The 19,308-nt window shown below is 68.0% G+C and carries 17 protein-coding genes and 2 tRNA genes; 11 read left to right on the top strand and 8 right to left on the bottom strand.

Going from position 1 to position 19,308, the window contains the following annotated elements:
• Window positions 1–2 precede the first annotated feature (2 nt).
• The 3 genes from NFT33_RS04825 to NFT33_RS04835 form a co-directional block, all read right to left on the bottom strand.
• Window positions 3–806, bottom strand: coding sequence for an ATP-binding cassette domain-containing protein (locus tag NFT33_RS04825; RefSeq protein ID WP_149503476.1), 804 nt, complete (start codon window positions 804–806; stop codon window positions 3–5).
• Between the two features lies 1 nt (window position 807).
• On the bottom strand, window positions 808–1,767 hold the full coding sequence (locus NFT33_RS04830) for an ABC transporter permease (RefSeq protein WP_246607533.1): 960 nt from the start codon (window positions 1,765–1,767) through the stop codon (window positions 808–810).
• Window positions 1,768–1,980: 213 nt separating this feature from the next.
• Window positions 1,981–2,979, bottom strand: a complete 999-nt coding sequence (locus NFT33_RS04835) for a sugar ABC transporter substrate-binding protein (RefSeq protein WP_220786483.1) — start codon at window positions 2,977–2,979, stop codon at window positions 1,981–1,983.
• Window positions 2,980–3,202: 223 nt separating this feature from the next.
• Between NFT33_RS04835 and NFT33_RS04840 the strand changes: the two genes are divergently transcribed.
• Both NFT33_RS04840 and NFT33_RS04845 read left to right on the top strand, forming a co-directional pair.
• Entirely contained in the window at window positions 3,203–4,153 is a 951-nt protein-coding gene (locus NFT33_RS04840; protein ID WP_251673554.1) for a carbohydrate kinase family protein, read from the top strand.
• Between the two features lie 26 nt (window positions 4,154–4,179).
• Window positions 4,180–4,256, top strand: a tRNA-Pro gene (locus NFT33_RS04845).
• A gap of 67 nt (window positions 4,257–4,323) precedes the next feature.
• Here NFT33_RS04845 and NFT33_RS19210 read toward each other — a convergent pair.
• A complete protein-coding gene (locus NFT33_RS19210; protein WP_309296115.1) occupies window positions 4,324–5,874 on the bottom strand; it encodes a methyl-accepting chemotaxis protein in 1,551 nt (516 codons plus the stop codon).
• Window positions 5,875–5,970: 96 nt separating this feature from the next.
• On the opposite strand from NFT33_RS19210, the gene NFT33_RS04860 reads away from it, so the two are divergent.
• Window positions 5,971–6,047 (top strand) — tRNA-Arg (locus tag NFT33_RS04860).
• Window positions 6,048–6,170: 123 nt separating this feature from the next.
• Here NFT33_RS04860 and NFT33_RS04865 read toward each other — a convergent pair.
• The 4 genes from NFT33_RS04865 to speB all read right to left on the bottom strand — a co-directional run bounded on the left by NFT33_RS04865 (window position 6,171) and on the right by speB (window position 8,914).
• Entirely contained in the window at window positions 6,171–6,371 is a 201-nt protein-coding gene (locus tag NFT33_RS04865; protein WP_139330908.1) for a hypothetical protein, read from the bottom strand.
• A 108-nt stretch (window positions 6,372–6,479) separates the two neighbouring features.
• Window positions 6,480–7,283 carry a sulfite exporter TauE/SafE family protein gene (locus tag NFT33_RS04870; protein ID WP_251673555.1) on the bottom strand — a complete coding sequence of 268 codons (804 nt, stop codon included), beginning with the start codon at window positions 7,281–7,283 and terminating at the stop codon, window positions 6,480–6,482.
• A 13-nt stretch (window positions 7,284–7,296) separates the two neighbouring features.
• Window positions 7,297–7,839, bottom strand: a complete 543-nt coding sequence (locus NFT33_RS04875; RefSeq protein WP_251673557.1) for a hemerythrin domain-containing protein — start codon at window positions 7,837–7,839, stop codon at window positions 7,297–7,299.
• Window positions 7,840–7,978: 139 nt separating this feature from the next.
• The gene (gene speB, locus NFT33_RS04880) at window positions 7,979–8,914 is read right to left on the bottom strand and encodes an agmatinase (RefSeq protein ID WP_220786488.1); all 936 of its coding nucleotides are present in this window, start codon (window positions 8,912–8,914) and stop codon (window positions 7,979–7,981) included.
• Between the two features lie 48 nt (window positions 8,915–8,962).
• On the opposite strand from speB, the gene NFT33_RS04885 reads away from it, so the two are divergent.
• The 8 genes from NFT33_RS04885 (at window position 8,963) to pheT (ending at window position 19,276) form a co-directional block, all read left to right on the top strand.
• The gene (locus NFT33_RS04885) at window positions 8,963–10,318 is read left to right on the top strand and encodes a transaminase (protein WP_251673559.1); all 1,356 of its coding nucleotides are present in this window, start codon (window positions 8,963–8,965) and stop codon (window positions 10,316–10,318) included.
• Between the two features lie 255 nt (window positions 10,319–10,573).
• Window positions 10,574–11,890 (top strand): isocitrate lyase, encoded by a 1,317-nt coding sequence (gene aceA, locus NFT33_RS04890; protein ID WP_220786490.1) that lies wholly within the window; start codon window positions 10,574–10,576, stop codon window positions 11,888–11,890.
• Window positions 11,891–12,275: 385 nt separating this feature from the next.
• The gene (gene thrS, locus NFT33_RS04895; RefSeq protein WP_251673561.1) at window positions 12,276–14,207 is read left to right on the top strand and encodes a threonine--tRNA ligase; all 1,932 of its coding nucleotides are present in this window, start codon (window positions 12,276–12,278) and stop codon (window positions 14,205–14,207) included.
• A 78-nt stretch (window positions 14,208–14,285) separates the two neighbouring features.
• Entirely contained in the window at window positions 14,286–14,834 is a 549-nt protein-coding gene (gene infC / locus NFT33_RS04900; RefSeq protein WP_076458999.1) for a translation initiation factor IF-3, read from the top strand.
• Between the two features lie 171 nt (window positions 14,835–15,005).
• Window positions 15,006–15,209, top strand: a complete 204-nt coding sequence (gene rpmI, locus NFT33_RS04905; RefSeq protein WP_037483023.1) for a 50S ribosomal protein L35 — start codon at window positions 15,006–15,008, stop codon at window positions 15,207–15,209.
• Window positions 15,210–15,234: 25 nt separating this feature from the next.
• Complete coding sequence (gene rplT / locus NFT33_RS04910; protein WP_037483020.1) at window positions 15,235–15,591, top strand: 50S ribosomal protein L20; 357 nt, start codon at window positions 15,235–15,237, stop codon at window positions 15,589–15,591.
• Between the two features lie 133 nt (window positions 15,592–15,724).
• Window positions 15,725–16,768, top strand: coding sequence for a phenylalanine--tRNA ligase subunit alpha (pheS, locus tag NFT33_RS04915; protein WP_173805216.1), 1,044 nt, complete (start codon window positions 15,725–15,727; stop codon window positions 16,766–16,768).
• 45 nt (window positions 16,769–16,813) lie between these two features.
• Window positions 16,814–19,276 (top strand): phenylalanine--tRNA ligase subunit beta, encoded by a 2,463-nt coding sequence (gene pheT, locus NFT33_RS04920; RefSeq protein WP_251673563.1) that lies wholly within the window; start codon window positions 16,814–16,816, stop codon window positions 19,274–19,276.
• Window positions 19,277–19,308: the final 32 nt, after the last annotated feature.

Genomic DNA, 19,308 nt, shown 5'->3' on the forward strand with positions numbered 1-19,308 from the left:
CTTCAGTGCGCCAGGCATTCGGCCGGGATCTGCTCCGGCGGCATCGCGCCGGTCATCACCGCGACCGTGTCGCTCATGCTGATCTTCTTCGGGTCGAGCACCGCGGCGCGCCGGCCCAGGCGGGCGACATGGATGCGGTCGGCGATCTCGAAGACATGCGGCATGTTGTGCGAGATCAGGATCACCGGCAGGCCCTTGTCGCGCACCCGGCGGATCAGCTCCAGCACCATGTTGCCTTCCTTGACGCCGAGCGCCGCGGTCGGCTCGTCGAGAATGACCACCTGCTTGGCGAAGGCGGCGGCACGCGCCACCGCCACGCACTGGCGCTGGCCGCCCGAGAGCGTCTCCACCGCCTGCGTCATCGAGCGGATGCCCACCTTCAGGTCGTTCATCCGGGCGATGCTCTGCTCGAGCATCTTCTTCTTGTCGAGCATGCGCAGCACGTTGCCGGCAAAGCCTTCGCGGCGCAGCTCGCGGCCCAGGAAGAGGTTCTCGGCGATGGTCATCGCCGGGGCCACCGCCAGATCCTGGTAGCAGCACTCGATGCCGGCCTGGCGGGCCTCGATCGGGGTGCGGAAGCGCACCGGGCGGCCTTCGAGCAGGATCTCGCCCTCGTCGGGCACGGTCGCACCCGACAGCGCCTTGATCAGGCTGGACTTGCCGGCGCCGTTGTCGCCGATGACCGCCAGGATCTCGCCGGCGCGCAGCTCGAAGTCGGCGCCGTCCAGGGCGGTGACCTGACCGTAGCGCTTCACCAGGCCGCGGGCCTGCATGACGATCTTGTGTTGATTCGGGGTGGCGCTCATTTCAGCGGGCTCCCTTGCGAGACAGTTGGTCGACGGTGACGGCGATGATGACGAGGATGCCGGTGATCAGCACCTGGTAGACGGAGGACACGCCCATCAGCGTCAGGCCGTTGCGCAGCACGCCGACGACGATGGCGCCGGCCAGCGTGCCCAGGATCACGCCCCGGCCGCCGAACAGGCTGGTGCCGCCCAGCACGACCGCGGTGATCGCGTCCAGGTTCTCGGTCTGGCCGGCGTTGGGATCGCCCACGCCGGTGCGGGCCACCGCCAGCAGCGAGGCCACGCCGTAGAAGGCACCGGCCAGCACATACACGCCCAGCAGCACGCGGTCGGTCGGAATGCCCACCAGGCGGGTGGCCTCGGGGTTGTTGCCCACCGCGTAGACATGGCGGCCCGAGGGCGTGTCGCGCAGCCAGAACCAGACGCCCAGATAGAGCAGCACCATCAGCACCGTGCCGTAGGCGATCGGGGTGTCGCCGATCTTGAAGGTGTGGCCCAGCCACAGCATGGCGTCTGGCACGCTGGTGACGGTCTGCGCACCGGAGTAGAGCTGCGTGATCGCGAAGGCGATGTTGAAGGTGCCCAGCGTCACGATGAAGGGCGGCAGCTTGATGCGGGTCACCAGCAGGCCGTTGACCAGGCCGAAGCCGGCGGTGACGGCAATGCCCAGCAGGATGGCCAGCGGCGCGGGAATGCCGAAGTCCTCGGCGACCTTGGTCATGACGATCGAGCCCAGCGCCATGACCATGCCGCATGACAGGTCGATGCCGGCGGTCAGGATGATCAGCGTCTGGCCGATGGCGATCACGCCCACGACCATGACCTGCTGCAGGATCAGCGCGAAGTTGGCGCCGCTGAAGAAGTTGTCGGTGGTGAGCCCGAAGATGGTGCAGGCGATCGCCAGGGCGATGAAGGGCCCGAGCTGGCTGACCGGCGGCAGCTTGTCTTTCAAGGTAGTCACGCGGGAATCCTTGCGCAAGAGGAGGAGAGAGGGCGAAAAAGGCGGGCGACGGGCGGCACGAGGCCGAGCGCCGGCCGCGGCACGGCAGGAGCCGAAAGGCCCTCTTGCGAGGGCCATGGAGGAGAACCGGAAGGGGCGCCGCGGTGCCGCGTCGGGCACCGGGCGAGGTCTGGGCGCTGGCGCGGATCAGCGCCGGCGGCCATCACCGTCAGATCACTTCTTGCCCCAGCACAGGTCGACGCCGACCTTGGTGTCCTTGCTGTCGACGCCGGCCACCGGCTTGGCGGCGATCAGGGTCACGCCGGTGTCGACATAGCCGCTGACCTTCTTGCCGGTCTTGGCGTACTCGACGCCGGCGGCCACGCCCATGGCGGCCATCTTCAGCGGGTACTGCTGCGAGGTCGCGGCGATCTTGCCGCCGGCGACGTCCTTGACGCCATCGCAGCCACCGTCGACCGACACGATCACCACATCCTTTTCCTTGCCGGCGGCCTTCAGCGCGTTGTAGGCACCCGCAGCGGCCGGCTCGTTGATCGTGTAGACCAGGTTGATGTTCGGGTTCTTCTGGAGGCAGTTCTCCATGCCGGTCTGGCCCTTGGCGCGGTCACCGAAGGAGTCGGCCATGCAGACCACCTCGGCTGGCTTGGCCAGCTCGTTGTTCTTCGCGTCGAAGGACTGCAGGCCATAGCCCTGCAGGAAGCCGTTGTGGCGCTGCGCACCCACCGGATGGCCGGGGAACAGGTCCAGCGTCGCGATCACCGGGGCCTTGCCGCCCAGCGCGGCCTTGGCGTACTGGCCGATCAGCACGCCGGCCTTGTAGTTGTCGGTGGCGAACAGCGCATCGGTGGCGTCGACCGGATCGGTCGGGCTGTCCAGCGCGATCACCATCACGCCCTTGTCGCGCGCCTTCTTGATGGCCGGGATGATGGCCTTCGAGTCGCTCGGGGTGATCAGGATGGTCTTGGCACCGGCGGCGATCATGTTCTCCATCGCGGTGACCTGGCCGGCGTTGTCGCCGTCGGTCTTGCCCGCGCCGCTCAGCAGCTTGGCGCCGAGCTTCTTGGCCTCGGCCTGGGCGCCTTCCTTCATCTTGACGAAGAAGGGATTGGTCTCGGTCTTGGTGATCAGGCCGATGACCGGCTCGGCCGCCATCGACGACGAGGCCATGCAGGCCAGAGCGGCGGCGATGCCCAGGGTGGAAAGACGCTTCATGGTGTTGTCTCCGTTGCGCTAGGAACGGCCCGCTTGGCAGGCCCGGTGGTGAGGTGAGGTGTGGTGTGGGATGAATTCTTGTCCTTGAGACTAATTAAATCAACTAGCTTGATTTAGTGCTTTCCCTAGTGCCTTGCCGAGCCTGAAATGAGACGATGACTGCCCACACGGCACGCAAACCATTGCGTCGCCTCCTCAACAGGACAAGAACCGGACAAGACCCATGAGCGCGAGCCTGCCCATCGTCATCTGTGGCGAATCCCTGCTGGATGTTTTCCAGAACGGCACGACCCCCAACGGACTGCACCTGGATGCCGTCGTGGGCGGCTCGCCACTGAATGTCGCCGCCGGCGTGCAGCGCATGGGCGGCCGCGCGGTCTTCCTGGGCGCGGTCTCGCGCGACTTTCTCGGCGACCGCATCCTTGCCAGCATCGAGCAGGAGGGCATCTCGACCGAGGCGCTGGTGCGCTGCGATGCACCGACGACGCTGAGCCTGGTCGGCGTGGACGCCGCCGGCGTGCCGAGCTACCGCTTCTACGGCCACGGCGGTGCCGACCGCCAGCTGCTGCCCGCGCATCTGGCGGCGCTGCCGGCCCAGGTCGCGGCGATCCACTTCGGCTCCTACGGCTGCGTGGTCGAGCCGATCGGCTCGACGCTGCGTGCGCTGGTCGAGGCGCGTCACCGCGACACGGTGATTTCCTTTGATCCGAACGTGCGTCTGAATGTCGAGCCCTCGCATGCGGTCTGGCGCGAGCACATCGAGTGGATGGCCTCGCGCACCCATCTGCTCAAGCTCAGCGACGAGGATTTCGAGCGCCTGTACCCGGGCGAGAACATCGAGGCGCTGGCCGCGCGCTGGCTGGGTGCCGGCGTGGCGCTGGTGATGATGACCCGCGGCGGCGAGGGCGCCTTCGCCTGGACGAGGGCCGCTCGGGTGCAGGTCGCCGCGCCGAAGGTCACGGTGCAGGACACCGTCGGCGCCGGGGACACCTTCCAGGCCGCGACGCTGATCGCGCTGGCCGAGATCGGGCGGCTGTCGCCGCAGGCGCTGGCGGACATCACGCCCGATGAAGTGGGCCGGGTGGCCGATTTCGCCGCCCGGGCTGCGGCGATCACCTGCACCCGACGCGGCCCGGATCTGCCGCGCCGCGCCGAGCTGCGCGCCCAGATCTGAGAATTTGCTATGATCGCGGTCTTCGTCGGGGTGTAGCGCAGTCTGGTAGCGCATCTGCTTTGGGAGCAGAGGGTCGTGAGTTCGAATCCCACCACCCCGACCACCGAATCCAGCGCCCCGCCATGCGGGGCGTTTTCGTTTGCGGCCGGCTTCGGCCAGCGACTCAGGCCTCAGGCCGGCGTGCGGAACGAGGCCACCGCCTGCAGCAGGCCGCCGGCCTGCTCGCGCATGTCCTGCGCGGCGGCGGCACTCTCCTCGACCAGCGCGGCATTCTGCTGGGTGCTGCGGTCCATCTGGGTGATCGCCTGACCGACCTGCTCGATGGCGGCGTTCTGGTCCTGGCTGGCGTCGCTGATGTCGGCGACGATGCTGCTGACCCGCTCGATCGAGCGCACGATGTCTTCCATCGTCGCGCCGGCGCGGCCCACCAGCGCCGAGCCCTGCTCGACCCGGCCGACGCTGGTCGAGATCAGGTTCTTGATCTCGCGCGCCGCCTCGGCCGAGCGCTGCGCCAGATTGCGCACTTCGCTGGCCACCACCGCAAAGCCCCGGCCCTGTTCGCCGGCACGCGCGGCTTCCACCGCAGCATTTAGCGCCAGGATGTTGGTCTGGAAGGCGATCGAGTCGATCACGCCGATGATGTCGCCGATCTTGCGCGAGGACTCGCTGATGCCGTCCATCGTCTGCACCACGTCGCGCATCAGCGTGCCGCCGCCGGTGGCGATCTGCACCGCATCCTGGGCCAGCCGGGTGGCTTCCTGGGCATGGCCGGTGTTGGTCCGCACGGTGTTGCTCAGCTCGTCCATCGTTGCGGCGGTCTGCTGCAGCGCGCTGGCCTGATCCTCGGTGCGCCGGCTCAGGTCGTTGTTGCCCTCGGCGATCTGGTTGCTGGCCTGGGCGACCGTCTCGGCACTGCCGCGCACGCCGCTCACGATCTGCGTCAGCGAGGCCTGCATCTCCTGCAGCGCGCGCAGCAGCGGCGAGAACTCGTCATGCTCGCGGTCGGTCACCGGGGTGGCCAGATCGCCGTCGCGCACCCGCTCGGCGATGCGCGTGCTCTCCTCGACCCGCCGGCTCATCGTGCGGCCGAGCTGCACCGTGTTCCAGACCAGCCCCGCTGCCAGCAGTCCGAGCACCGACATCAGGATCGTCATGGTCTGGCTGACGGCCTGACTGATCTGGTCGATTTCCTTCTTGAGTGCGCCTTGCTGATAACTGACGTTGCCGCTGAGCGTCTTGAGCAGCGCGTTGCGGGCAGGAATGGTCTTGTCGACCAGATGAGCCATCGCCTCGTCGCGACGGCCTTCCTGCACCAGGGCCAGATTGGCGCCGGCGATTTCCCAGAAGGTCTTCAGCTCCCCGGGCACCGGCGCGAAGTGGGTGCGGCCCTGCTCGCTGAAAAGCTTGCTCTCATAGCTGGCCATCGACTGATCGATCAGCTGGCGCCGCTTCAGGATGTCGTCGATCGCGGCCTGGCGCTCGTCGGCATTGCGCGCCAGCATGCCGTGGCGCAGCTGCAGCGAGCTCTGGGTCACGTACAACTCCATCTGTGCCATCTCGCCCAGCTGCGCGGTTCGCACCGTCTCGGTCCGCCGGGCGATGTCCTTGGCTGCGCCGAGCTTCCAGTACGAGAAGCCGGCCGTGCCCGCCATCAGCGTCACCGTCAGCATGGAAAAGAGATATTGACGGCGTGTCACGCCGGGTGCGGGCCAGAGAGCCATGTCTTTTGTTCCTGCCGTGCTCGACACTGGTTGGACATGGGTTCCGGTATCGGCAGATTCATGCGGATCTGAACCCCGGTGGTATCATGCAGGGCTCTGCCTGTAGCTCAACTGGATAGAGCAGCTGCCTTCTAAGCAGCAGGTCGGGGGTTCGAGTCCCTCCGGGCAGGCCAGTCGGCTTGCTGGCCCAACGCCAGAAAATCCGCCCAATACAAGCACGAAGCCCCTGGGGGATCACTCTCCCCCAGGGGCTTCGCGCATTGGATCGCTGGAGCGACCCGATCAGTGGTCAGTGGTCAGAGATCGGCGTCCGCCGACTCCAGCATTCTCTGGCTCTGCTGGGCCAGCGGCTTGGTGGCCCAGGCCCAGGCCGAGGCCACGCCCTCGCGACGGACGCAGGCCCGGACCTGGGCGCGCAGCTCGCGGCGCGGGCCGCGGATCCGCTCGACGGTGCAGCGGCCGGTGACCGCCTCGACGATGTGCATGTCGACTTTCATGAAATCCTTGTGTTCGCGATGAGCGGCCCGGACGGGCCGCGGGCATGCATCATGCCCGTGTTCCGGCCGAGCGTTCAGTCGCAGCCTCGGCCGCACGTCGACCGCGCATCAACCGCGCAGCAGGAAGGCCGCCGTCATCGCCAGGCCGGTCAGCACCACGCCGGTGCGCACCCAGGCCGCCGGCAGCCGTCGTGCCAGCCGCGCGCCGATGAAGCCGCCCAGCGTGGCGGCCACCATCATCACCAGCGCCTGCGGCCAGGCCACCGCGCCGGCCCAGGCGAAGGCGGCCACCGACAGCAGCGACAGCACCAGCGAGTTCAGGTTCTTCAGCGCGTTGGCGGTGTTGAGGCTGGATTCGCCGGTCAGCGTGTACAGCGCCATCAGCAGGATGCCCAGGCCGCCGTTGAAATAGCCGCCGTAGACGGCCACCGCGAACAGGCCGAGCCGCTGCACCCGCAGCGAGGCGGAGGACGACGAGGGCGAGGGCATCGACATGCTGGCGTCCCGCGCCCGGCGTGCGGCCACCAGGCGCGGCCCGAGCGCGAACAGCACGGTGGCGAACAGCAGCAGCCACGGCACCGCGGCCGAGAACAGCCGGGCCGGCGTGACCAGCAGCAGCCCGGCTCCGGCCAGGCCGCCCAGCGCGCAGATCAGCGCCTCGGCATGGCGGCGTGCGGCCGGCAGCTCGGCGAGTTCGCGCCGGAAGCCCAGCGCGCTGCCGAGATAGCCGGGACTGACCGCCACCGCGCTGGTCGCATTGGCGACGATCGGCGGCAGGCCGGTCCAGACCAGCGCAGGAAAGGTGAGAAAGCTGCCGCCTCCGGCGATCGCGTTGAGCGCGCCGGCGCCCAGCGCCGAGGCGCTCAGCAGCAGGAGATGGGAAAGGTTCAGGGGCAGATCAAGTGCGGACATGCCCCCGAGTGTCTCAGCTCCGCGCGCGGCGGGCGCGGGCCTCGCCGGCCTGCGGGCGCACCATCAGCTGGCGGCGCGCCTCCGGATAGATCAGCGACTCCTCCAGATCGATGTGGTCCTTGTAGAGTTCGGTGAAGACGGCGGTGCCCTGGCGCAGCGCGTCGATGTCGTACCAGCTGTAGCCCTGAGCGACCGCATCGATCTGCGCCGACAGCTCCAGCCAGTCTTCCTCGAGCCAGCCGTGATCCTGCTGCAGGCGCAGGATGTGCTGCACCAGCTCGGCGTCGCCGCTGGCGAGCAGGCCGGGAAAGACCAGCCGCTCCTCGTCGGCATGATGCGCGCGTGCGGTCTGGCTGAAGAAGCGCACGATGTCGGAGGCCATGCGGCGTGCCACCGCATCGACGCCCTTGTCGTCCAGGTGATCGACCAGGGCGGCCATGTCGCGCAGCGTCGCCAGCACCTCGCGGTGGCAGGTGTCCAGCGCCTCGAATTCCTGCTCGACCGGGATCGGCACCGGCAGGACGGCTTCAGCGGCAAGGGATGCGGACAGGCTCATGATCGACTCCTGGGTGGTGCGCTGCAGCAGCGCGATGGGCCCATTCTTGGCCTGTCGCCGGCACGCGGGTTGAGCGAGGTCAACCCGGGATCAGTCCGGAGAAAATTCACATTTCAGGTGCATCCGTGCCGATCTTGCCTCATTCTGGTGCCTTCTTCGCCGCCTGGCCGCACAGATAGGTCCAGACCAGCGTCGCGGCGGCGTTGCTGCTGAGATCGGCGTGGTCGTAGGGTGGCGCGACCTCGACGCAGTCCATGCCGACCCAGTTCTCGCCGGCCAGCTCCTCGAGCAGCGTCAGCGCCTGCGCGGTGGTCAGGCCGCCGGGCTCGGGCGTGCCGGTGCCGGGCGCGAAGGCCGGATCGAGCGCGTCGATGTCGAAGCTGAGGTAGAGCGGCGGCTGGCCGCAGGCGGCCCAGCGCGCCTTCAGGGTGTCGATGACCTCGGCGAGCTGGGCGGCGCTCTCGCGCCCGCGCAGGTCGCGCGCGGTCCAGATCAGGCCGCCCTGGTCGCGCACATAGTCGCGCGCGGCGCGGTGGCCGGCGCTGCGGATGCCGATCTGCGCAAACGCCTGCGGATCGACCAGGCCCTCCTGGATCGCCTCGTACACCCAGGTGCCGTGGCCGCTGGGCTCGCCGAAATGGTCTTCCCAGGTGTCGCAGTGGGCATCGAAGTGCAGCACGCCGAGCGGCCGGCCGTGCTGCTGGCGCTGGGCGCGCAGCAGCGACAGCGTGATCGAGTGGTCGCCGCCGAGCCAGACCATGTGCTGGCGCGCCAGCAGCGCCGCGGCCTGCGGCTCCAGCGCCGCGCGCATGCGCTCCAGGCTGGTGTTGGGCAGCGCCAGGTCGCCGTGGTCGCACAGCAGCGCGTCGGGCGAGACCTCGAACAGCGGATGGATGCCGTCGCACAGCATGTGGCTGGCCTGACGGATCGCGCGCGGGCCGAAGCGTGCACCGGGGCGGTTGGTGACGGCGCCGTCCCAGGCGATGCCGGCCAGGCCGAAGGGGCGGGGCTGCGGGCCGGCGGGCACTTTCATGAAGGTGTGGGCGGACAGGAAGGCAAAGGCGTGGTCGCTCATGGCTTGAACCGAGGGTCGATCAGGCCCGCAGTGTGCAAGATCCGCGGCATGAAGACCTCGACCGAAACCCTGCAGGCCCTGCATGCCGCCGAGATGCAGCGCTATCTCGACACCCACCCGCGTTCGGTCGCGCTGGCCGACGAGGCCACCCGCCACTGGCTCTACGGCCTGCCGATGCACTGGATGCGCGACTGGCCGGCGCCACGGCCGCTGTTCGTCGCCGAGGCGCGCGGCGCGCGGCTGCGCTGCGTCGACGGGCATGTCTACGACGATTTCTGCCTGGGCGACACCGGCGCGATGTTCGGCCACGGCCCGGCGCCTGTGGCGCAGGCGCTGGCGCTTCAGGCCGGGCGCGGCCTGACCGCGATGTTGCCGCCCGGGACGCTGCCCGACATCGGCCGGCGGCTGGCTGCGCTGTTCGGGCTGCCGCGCTGGCAGGTCACGCTGAGCGCGACCGACGCCAACCGTTTCGTGCTGCGCTGGGCGCGCGCGATCACCGGGCGGCCGAAGCTGCTGGTCTTCGAGGGCTGCTATCACGGCACCGTCGACGACACGCTGGTCGACCGCGCCGACGACGGGCGCACGCTCACCCGCGCCAGCCTGCTCGGCCAGGTGCAGGATCTGGCGATCGGCACCGTCGTCGTGCCGTTCAACGATGCCGCGGCGGTCGAGGCGGCGCTGGCCGGCGGCGACATCGCGGCGGTGCTGACCGAGCCCGCGCTCACCAACTGCGGCCTGGTGCCGCCGCTGCCGGGTTTCCTGGAGGCGGTGCAGGCGGCCTGCCGGCGCCACGGCACGCTGCTGGTGCTCGACGAGACGCACACGCTGTCGAGCGGCCCCGGCGGGCTGGGTCGCCGGCTCGGGCTGCAGCCGGACTTCCTGGTCGCCGGCAAGGCGGTGGCCGGCGGCATGCCCTGCGCGGTCTACGGCTTCACCGATGCGGTGGCCGAGCGCATGGCGCGCACGAAGGAGGCTGCGCCCGAGGGCCATTCCGGCATCGGCACGACGCTCTCGGGCGGCCTGCTCGGGCTGGCGGCGCTGCAGGCCTGTCTGGCCGAGGTGATGACGCCCGCGGCCTGGGCGCGCATGGAGGCCGGCGCGGCGCGGCTGCAGGCCGCGCTGGAGCAGGTGATCGCCGCGCGTGCGCTGCCCTGGAGCGTGACCCGGCTGGGCGCGCGCATGGAGCTGCAGTTCTGTGCCCGCGCGCCGCGCGACGCGCGCGAGGCCGCCGCGGCGATGCACGCGCCGCTGGAGCGGCTGCTGCACCTGTGGCTGCTCAACCGCGGCGTGCTGCTGACGCCCTTTCACGACATGCTGCTGGTCTCGCCCGAGACGGACGATGCGGCGATCGACCGGGTCGCGGCGCTGCTCGACCGCTTCCTTGCCGGTCTGACCCCGGCCTGATCCGGAATTTTCATGCTGCCGAACATCGTTCCATAATGCGGAAAATTGTTCTGCTGCGGCGCATCAAAATTTTCCATCGTGAGAAAAATTTTACCATGATGTGAAATGATCTCTATAAGTCGTTGATTTCATTGGGATCAAAAAGATGTCTTATATAAGACATAAGTGTTGGCGACCGGAAGGGGCGGGATTAAGCTTGAGCCATCGAACACGCCGTGTTCAGCCTCCTTGAAACACCGTCGAACGGAGAGACTCATGACGAACCTGACCCGCGAACAACAGATCGCCGCCCTCGAGAAGGACTGGGCCGAGAACCCCCGCTGGAAGCTGGTGAAGCGCGGCTACAGCGCCGCTGACGTCGTGCGCCTGCGCGGCTCGCTGCAGCCCGAATACACCCTGGCCCAGCGCGGCGCCAAGGTCCTGTGGGACAAGGTCAACGGTGGCGCCAAGAAGGGCTATGTCAACGCCTTCGGCGCGATCACCGCCGGTCAGGCGATGCAGCAGGCCAAGGCCGGCCTGGAAGCGGTGTACCTGTCGGGCTGGCAGGTCGCTGCCGACGGCAACACCTCGGAAACGATGTACCCGGACCAGTCGCTGTACGCCTACGACTCGGTGCCGACGATGGTGCGTCGCATCAACAACACCTTCAAGCGCGCCGACGAGATCCAGTGGAGCCGCGGCATCAACCCGGGCGACGAAGGCTACATCGACTACTTCCTGCCGATCGTCGCTGACGCGGAAGCCGGCTTCGGCGGCGTGCTGAACGCCTTCGAGCTGATGAAGAACATGATCGCGTCGGGCGCTGCCGGCGTTCACTTCGAAGACCAGCTGGCCGCGGCCAAGAAGTGTGGCCACATGGGTGGCAAGGTGCTGGTCCCGACCCGCGAAGCCGTCGAGAAGCTGATCTCCGCCCGTTTCGCCGCTGACGTGATGGGCGTGCCGACCCTGATCCTGGCCCGCACCGACGCCGAAGCCGCCAACCTGATCACCTCGGACTACGACGAGAACGACAAGCCCTTCCTGACCGGCGAGCGCACCCAGGAAGGCTTCTTCCGCGTGAAGAACGGCCTGGAGCAGTCGATCAGCCGTGGCGTCGCCTACGCGCCCTACGCCGACCTGGTGTGGTGCGAGACCGGCGTGCCCGACATCGGCTTCGCCCGTGAATTCGCGCAGGCCGTGCTGTCGGCCTGCCCGGGCAAGCTGCTGTCGTACAACTGCTCGCCGTCGTTCAACTGGAAGAAGAACCTGAGCGACAGCCAGATCGCTTCCTTCCAGGAAGAGCTGAGCGCGCTGGGCTACAAGTATCAGTTCATCACGCTGGCCGGCATCCACGTCAACTGGTACAACACCTTCAAGTTCGCCCACGCCTATGCCCGCGGCGAAGGCATGAAGCACTACGTCAACATGGTCCAGGAGCCGGAATTCCAGGCCCGCGAACAAGGCTACACCTTCGTGTCGCACCAGCAGGAAGTCGGCACCGGCTACTTCGACGAAGTGACCACCGTGATCCAGGGCGGGTCGTCCAGCGTCAAGGCGCTGACCGGCTCGACCGAGGAAGAGCAGTTCCACTGATGACTGCTCCGGCGCCCGTGCGGGCCGGTCCGTGATCCGGTCGGCCGTGCGGGTGCCAACCCACAGTTCATGTGGCTTTGCAACGTTCTGTTTTGAGTTCTGTTCTTGAAGGCCTCGGAGTTCATGCCTCCGGGGCCTCTTTTTTGGTGCGATCATGATGCCGGGAGGCATCGGATAAAATGCGCAGATCCTTCCGATCCACCGACCAGCAAGACACGGGAAAGGCACCAAGGGTTATGACACCGCGAACTCCACCGTCATCACGGACCGCCACCGCGGTCTGACCGGTCGGCCGCGGCTTGTTTCCCGACAGTCCCCAGACGGAAAGCGCGGCGACCCCGCGCTTTTTGCTTTTCCGAATTCCTCTTCCGTCCAAGGTTCCCCGATGATCTCGATCCAGCTCCCCGATGGCTCCCTGCGTGAATTTCCCGGTCCGGTCACGGTGGCCGATGTCGCCGCGTCGATCGGCACCGGCCTGGCCAAGGCGGCCCTGGCCGGTCGGGTCGGCGCGGGCGCGGGCGAGGGCGCGCGCCTGGTCGACACCAGCCATCTGATCGAGGCCGACACGAAGCTGGCGATCATCACCGCCAAGGATGCCGACGGCCTGGACATCATCCGCCACTCGACCGCCCACCTGCTGGCCTACGCGGTCAAGGAGCTCTTCCCCGACGCGCAGGTCACCATCGGCCCGACGATCGAGCACGGCTTCTACTACGACTTCGCCTACAAGCGCCCCTTCACGCCCGAGGATCTGGCAGCCATCGAGAAGAAGATGCTTGAGCTGGCCAACAAGGACGAGAAGGTGGTGCGCCGCGTGCTGCCGCGCGACGAGGCGGTCGACTACTTCAAGTCGATCGGCGAGGCCTACAAGGCCGAGATCATCCAGAGCATCCCGGCCGACCAGGACGTCTCGCTGTACGCTGAAGGGACGTTCACCGACCTGTGCCGCGGCCCGCATGTGCCCTCGACCGGCAAGCTCAAGTTCTTCAAGCTGATGAAGGTGGCCGGCGCCTACTGGCGCGGCGACCACCGCAACGAGATGCTGCAGCGCGTCTACGGCACCGCCTGGGCCACCAAGGACGATCTGCAGAAGTACCTGACGATGCTGGAAGAAGCCGAGAAGCGCGACCACCGCCGCCTGGGCCGCGAACTCGATCTCTTCCACATGGACGAGCATTCGCCCGGCACCGTCTTCTGGCATCCGAAGGGCTGGACGGTCTGGCAGGCGGTCGAGCAGTACATGCGCGCGGTCTACCGCGACAACGGCTATCAGGAGGTCAAGGGTCCGCAGATCCTCGACAAGGGCCTGTGGGAGAAGACCGGCCACTGGGACAAGTACCGCGACAACATGTTCGTGACCGAGTCGGAGAAGCGCGACTATGCGCTCAAGCCGATGAACTGCCCCGGCCACATCCTCATCTACAAGCAGGGCATCAAGAGCTACCGCGACCTGCCGCTGCGCTACGGCGAGTTCGGCCAGTGCCACCGCAACGAGCCCACCGGCGGCCTGCACGGCATCATGCGCGTGCGCGGCTTCACGCAGGACGATGGCCACATCTTCTGCACCGAGGACCAGATCCAGGCCGAGTGCGACGCCTTCACCGCGCTGCTGCAGAAGGTCTACGCCGATTTCGGCTTCACCGAGATCCTCTACAAGGTCGCCACCCGCCCCGAGAAGCGCATCGGCGCCGACGCGCTCTGGGACAAGGCCGAGAGCGCGCTGATCGAGAGCCTGCGCCGCACCGGCTGCGAGTTCGAGATCGCCCCGGGCGACGGTGCCTTCTACGGCCCGAAGATCGAGTACACGCTGAAGGATGCGCTGGGCCGCCACTGGCAGTGCGGCACGATCCAGGTCGATTTCTCGCTGCCTGAGCGCCTGGGTGCGGAATATGTCGCGGAATCGGGCGACCGGGTGCATCCGGTGATGCTGCACCGCGCCATTCTCGGCAGCCTGGAGCGTTTCATCGGCATCCTGATCGAGGAGCACGCCGGCGCGCTGCCCTCCTGGCTGGCGCCGATCCAGGTCGTGGTGCTGAACATTACCGATGCGCAGGCCGACTATGCGCGCGACGTGGCCAAAACGCTGCAAAAACAAGGACTTAGGGTCTCGCTCGATTTGCGCAATGAAAAGATCACGTATAAAATCCGCGAGCATTCTTTGCAGAAGGTTCCTTACCTGCTCGTTGTCGGTGACAAGGAGAGGGCCGCGGGGGCCGTTGCAGTGCGCGCCCGAGGCAATCAGGACCTCGGGGTGATGGCTCTCGAAGCCTTCTCCCAGAAGATCGCTGCCGAACTGGCTCCCGCGCGGGGCGAGTGAGGTCCACCGGTCTTTCGTCCTTGTCCCCAGGCGTGAATCCATGGTTTTTGGGTCGCCAGCCCTTGAAGGAATCTCACCATCGCTACCTTTCTTGATCGCCGCACGCCCAACGCGGAGCGCAAGCATCGTCTCAACCGCGAGATCGTCGTCCCCGAAGTTCGTCTGAACGGACCGGAAAACGAGCCGCTGGGCATCGTCAGCATCCAGGAGGCCCTGCGGCTGGCCGCCGAAAGCGACGTGGACCTGGTGGAGATCTCCGCGACGGCGCAGCCGCCGGTGTGCCGCCTGATGGACTACGGCAAGTTCAAGTATCAGGAACAGAAGCGTGCCGCGGAGGCCAAGGCCAAGCAGCACGTCATCGACGTGAAGGAAGTCAAGTTCCGTCCGGGCACGGACGAAGGCGACTACCAGATCAAGATGCGCAACCTGCGCCGCTTCCTCGAGGATGGCGACAAGGGCAAGGTCACGCTGCGTTTCCGTGGCCGCGAGATCACCCACCAGGACATCGGCATGCGCCTGCTGGAGCGGGTGCGCGACGAGCTGACCGATGTGTCGGTGGTCGAGCACATGCCCAAGCTCGAAGGCCGCCAGATGATCATGGTGCTGGCGCCGAAGCGCAAGAAATGATCTCCGCCAGCTCCCGCGCTTGCGCGGGGCTGGCACAAAAGTCGCCGCTCGGCGACAATCGACGTTTTTCGAGCGCGCAGCGGTCTGGTCGCCGCTGTCGCTCAGTGCCCGCAGGCCCCCAAGAGTCCGAGTCGTTCGGGCCGCCTCGCAGGAACATTCCAAGGAGCAGTCATGCCCAAGATGAAGACCAAGAGCAGCGCGAAGAAGCGTTTTCGCGTGCGTCCGGGTGGTACCGTGAAGCGCGGCCAAGCCTTCAAGCGCCACATCCTGACCAAGAAGTCGACCAAGACGAAGCGCCAGCTGCGCGGTGCCGCCAATGTGCATGAGACCAACATGGGTCACATGGCACAGATGCTGCCGTTCGCCGGTCTGTAATTCACCACACTGAAGGAGTCACACAATGCCTCGCGTCAAACGTGGTGTTACCGCCCGCGCCCGTCACAAGAAGGTCCTCGCCCTCGCCAAGGGTTTCCGTGGTCGTCGCAAGAACGTCTATCGCATCGCCAAGCAGGCGGTGATGAAGGCGGGCCAGTACGCCTACCGTGACCGCCGTGCCAAGAAGCGCGAATTCCGTCGCCTGTGGATCGCGCGCATCAACGCCGGTTCGCGCGCACTGGGCCTGACGTACAGCAAGTTCGTCGCCGGCCTGAAGAAGGCCAAGATCGACCTGGACCGCAAGGTTCTGGCCGACCTCGCCGTCAACGATCCTGCCGCCTTCGGCAGCATCGTCGAGAAGGTGAAGGCCCAGCTCGCTTGAGTCTGACGGCACCGGAAGCGGTTCGCGCCGTTTCCGTGTCCCTCGAAAAAGGCCGACACTGCGTTCGGCCTTTTTTCTTGGCTGTCGCCGCCCGCAGGTGCGCGCGACGGCAGCATGCACAACCCGTCCCCCGATGAACGATCTCGACCAACTCGTGCAGGCCGCGCAGGCCGACTTCGCGGCGGCCGCCACGCCCGCCCAGCTCGAAGACGCCAAGGCGCGCTACACCGGCAAGACCGGTCAGGTGACCGAGCTGCTCAAGGGCATGGCGAAACTGTCGCCCGAAGAGAAGAAGACCCGCGGCGCCGCGATCAACGAGACCAAGCAGCGCATCGAAGCCGCGCTGACGGCCCGCCGCCAGGCGCTGGCCGAGGCCGAACTGCAGGCGCAGCTCAAGGCCGAGGCGCTCGATGTCACGCTGCCCGGTCGCGGCCGCTCCGTCGGGGGCCTGCATCCGGTGTCGCGCACGATGGAGCGCATCGAGCAGATCTTCGGCTCGATGGGCTTCGACGTCGCCGACGGCCCCGAGATCGAGACCGACTGGTACAGCTTCACCGCGCTGAACAATCCGGAGAACCATCCGGCGCGTTCGATGCAGGACACCTTCTACGTCGACATGAAGGACGAGGCCGGCCGCCCGCTGTGCCTGCGCCCGCACACCTCGCCGATGCAGGTGCGCTATGCGCGCCAGCATGCCGCCACCCATGCCGGCAAGGATCCGCTGCCCGAGATCCGCGTCATCGCGCCGGGCCGCACCTACCGCGTCGACAGCGACGCGACCCACTCGCCGATGTTCCACCAGTGCGAAGGCCTGTGGATCGGCGAGAACGTCTCGTTCAAGGACCTGAAGGCGGTCTTCACCGACTTCTTCCGCACCTTCTTCGAGACCGACGATCTGCAGCTGCGTTTCCGCCCCAGCTTCTTCCCCTTCACCGAGCCGTCGGCCGAGGTCGACATCGCCTTCTCGTCGGGGCCGCTGAAGGGCCGCTGGCTCGAGGTGGCCGGCTCCGGCCAGGTGCACCCGAACGTGGTGCGCAACTTCGGCCTGGATCCGGAGCGCCACATCGGCTTCGCCTTCGGCATGGGCCCGGACCGGCTGACGATGCTGCGCTACGGCGTGGCCGACCTGCGCCTGTTCTTCGAGGGCGATCTGCGCTTCCTCGGCCAGTTCCGCTGATTTCCCGGCCCAGCCCGCCACGCCCCGGATTCCAAGGACCAGAAGATGCAATTTCCCGAATCGTGGTTGCGCGAGTACTGCAACCCTGAGCTGACGACGCAAGAGCTTGCCGACCTGCTGACGATGTCCGGCATGGAAGTCGAGGAGCTCCAGCCGGTCGCGCCGCCCTTCACCGGCATCGTCGTCGCCGAGATCCTGACCGCCGACCAGCACCCCAACGCCGACAAGCTGCGGGTGTGCACCGTCGCGGCCGGCCCGTTCAGCAAGGACGGCCCGCTGCAGATCGTCTGCGGCGCCCCGAATGCCCGCGCCGGCATCAAGATCCCGCTGGCCACCGTCGGCGCGGAGCTGCCGCCCGGCGAGGACGGCAAGCCCTTCAAGATCGGCAAGGGCAAGCTGCGCGGCGTCGAGAGCTTCGGCATGCTGTGCTCGGCGCGCGAGCTGAAGATCGCCGACGACCACGGCGGCCTGCTCGAGCTGCCGGCCGACGCGCCGGTGGGCACCGACATCCGCGAGTACCTGAACCTCGACGACACGCTGTTCACGCTCAAGCTCACGCCGAATCTCGGCCACTCCCTGAGCGTCTACGGCATCGCGCGCGAAGTGTCGGCGCTGACTGGCGCGCCGCTCAAGACCCTGACGGCCGAGCCGGTCGTGCCGACGCTGGACGACACGGTGGCGGTGCGCGTCGAGGCGACCGACCTGTGCGGCCGCTTCTCCGGCCGCATCGTGCGCGGCATCGACACCACCGCCAAGACCCCGCAGTGGATGGTCGACCGGCTGGCGCGCTGCGGCCAGCGCCCGGTCAGCGCGCTGGTCGACATCTCGAACTACGTCATGTTCGAGACCGGCCAGCCCAGCCACATCTTCGACCTCGACAAGATCCACGGCGGCCTGGTGGTGCGCTGGGGCCGCGAGGGTGAAAGCCTGAAGCTGCTCAACGGCAACACCATCACGGTCGACGGCCAGGTCGGCGTGATCGCCGACGAGCATGCCGACGGCCGCCAGGTGGTCGAATCGCTCGCCGGCATCATGGGCGGCGATGCCACCGCGGTGGGCGACGACACGAAGAACGTCTATGTCGAGGCCGCCTTCTGGTGGCCGGACGCAGTCGCCGGCCGGGGCCGTCGCTACAACTTCAGCACTGACGCCGGCCACCGCTACGAGCGCGGTGTCGACCCGGCGCAGACGGTGGCGCGCATCGAGCGCATCACGCAGCTGATCCTCGAGATCTGCGGCGGCGAGGCCACCGCCTGCGGCCCGGTGACCGATGTGCAGCCGAACCTGCCGGCGCGCTCGCCGGTGGCGCTGCGGGTGGCACGCGCGGCCAAGGTCATCGGCATGCCGGTGACGCAAGCCCAGTGCGTCGAGGTCTTCCGCCGCCTGGGCCTGGCGTTCACCGAGGCCGAGGGCGTGCTGACCGTCACCCCGCCGAGCTGGCGCTTCGACCTCGAGATCGAGGAAGACCTGATCGAGGAGGTGATCCGCGTCATCGGCTTCGACAAGCTGCCGCTGAGCGCGCCGCTGGCCCCCGTCAGCGCCCGGGTGCGCCCGGAGGCGCAGCGCAGCAGCCATGCGCTGCGCCGCGCGGTCGCCGCGCTCGACTACCAGGAGACGATCAACTTCTCCTTCGTCGAGGAGCGCTGGGAGGCGGAGCTGGCCGGCAACCTCGAGCCGATCCGCCTGCTCAACCCGATCGCCGCGCCGCTGTCGGTGATGCGCTCGAGCCTGCTGGGCTCGCTGGTGCAGGTGCTGCGCCACAACCTGGCGCGCCGCGCCACCCGCGTGCGGGTGTTCGAGCTGGGCCGCGTGTTCCGCCGCGACGCCTCGGTGCAGACCAGCGAGCAGACGGTGGTCGGCATCGACCAGCCGCTGAAGCTCGCCGGTCTGGCCTGGGGCCCGGTCGAGCCGCTGCAGTGGGGCGCCAGGGAGCGTGCGGTCGACTTCTTCGATGTCAAGGCCGATGTCGAGGCGCTGCTGGCGCCGCGGGTGGCGACCTTCGTCGCCGCCGAGCATCCGGCGATGCACCCGGGCCGCTGCGCCCGCGTCGAGCTGGACGGCCGCACGATCGGCTTCGTCGGCGAGCTGCATCCGCGCTGGAAGCAGGGCTACGAGCTGCCGGCCGGGCAGGGCGCGCCGGTGCTGTTCGAGCTGGATGTGCCGGCGCTGCTGGCCCGTCCGGTGCCGGCCTACCAGCCGGTGGCGCGCCAGCAGGCGGTCAACCGCGACATCGCGCTGATCGTCGGCGAGGCGGCCGGCCATGACGCGGTGATCGGCAGCCTGCTGGCGGCCGACACCGGCGGGCTGCTGCGCTCGGCGCGGCTGTTCGATGTCTACCGGCCGGCGCCGGGTGCCGCGGGCTTCCAACCCGGCGAGCGCAGCCTGGCGATCCGCCTGGAGCTGCTCGACGACGAGGCCCCGCTGACCGACGAGCGCAGCGACGCGGCGGTCAAGGCCGCGATCGAGGCCGCCCGCCAGGCGGCGGGCGCGCGCCTGCGTGGCGAGTGAGACGATGATGCTGTGAGCCGCCAGGAGACCGA

It is taken from the genome of Sphaerotilus sp. FB-3 (assembly GCF_023706025.1).
GTDB lineage: Bacteria > Pseudomonadota > Gammaproteobacteria > Burkholderiales > Burkholderiaceae_C > Sphaerotilus > Sphaerotilus sulfidivorans.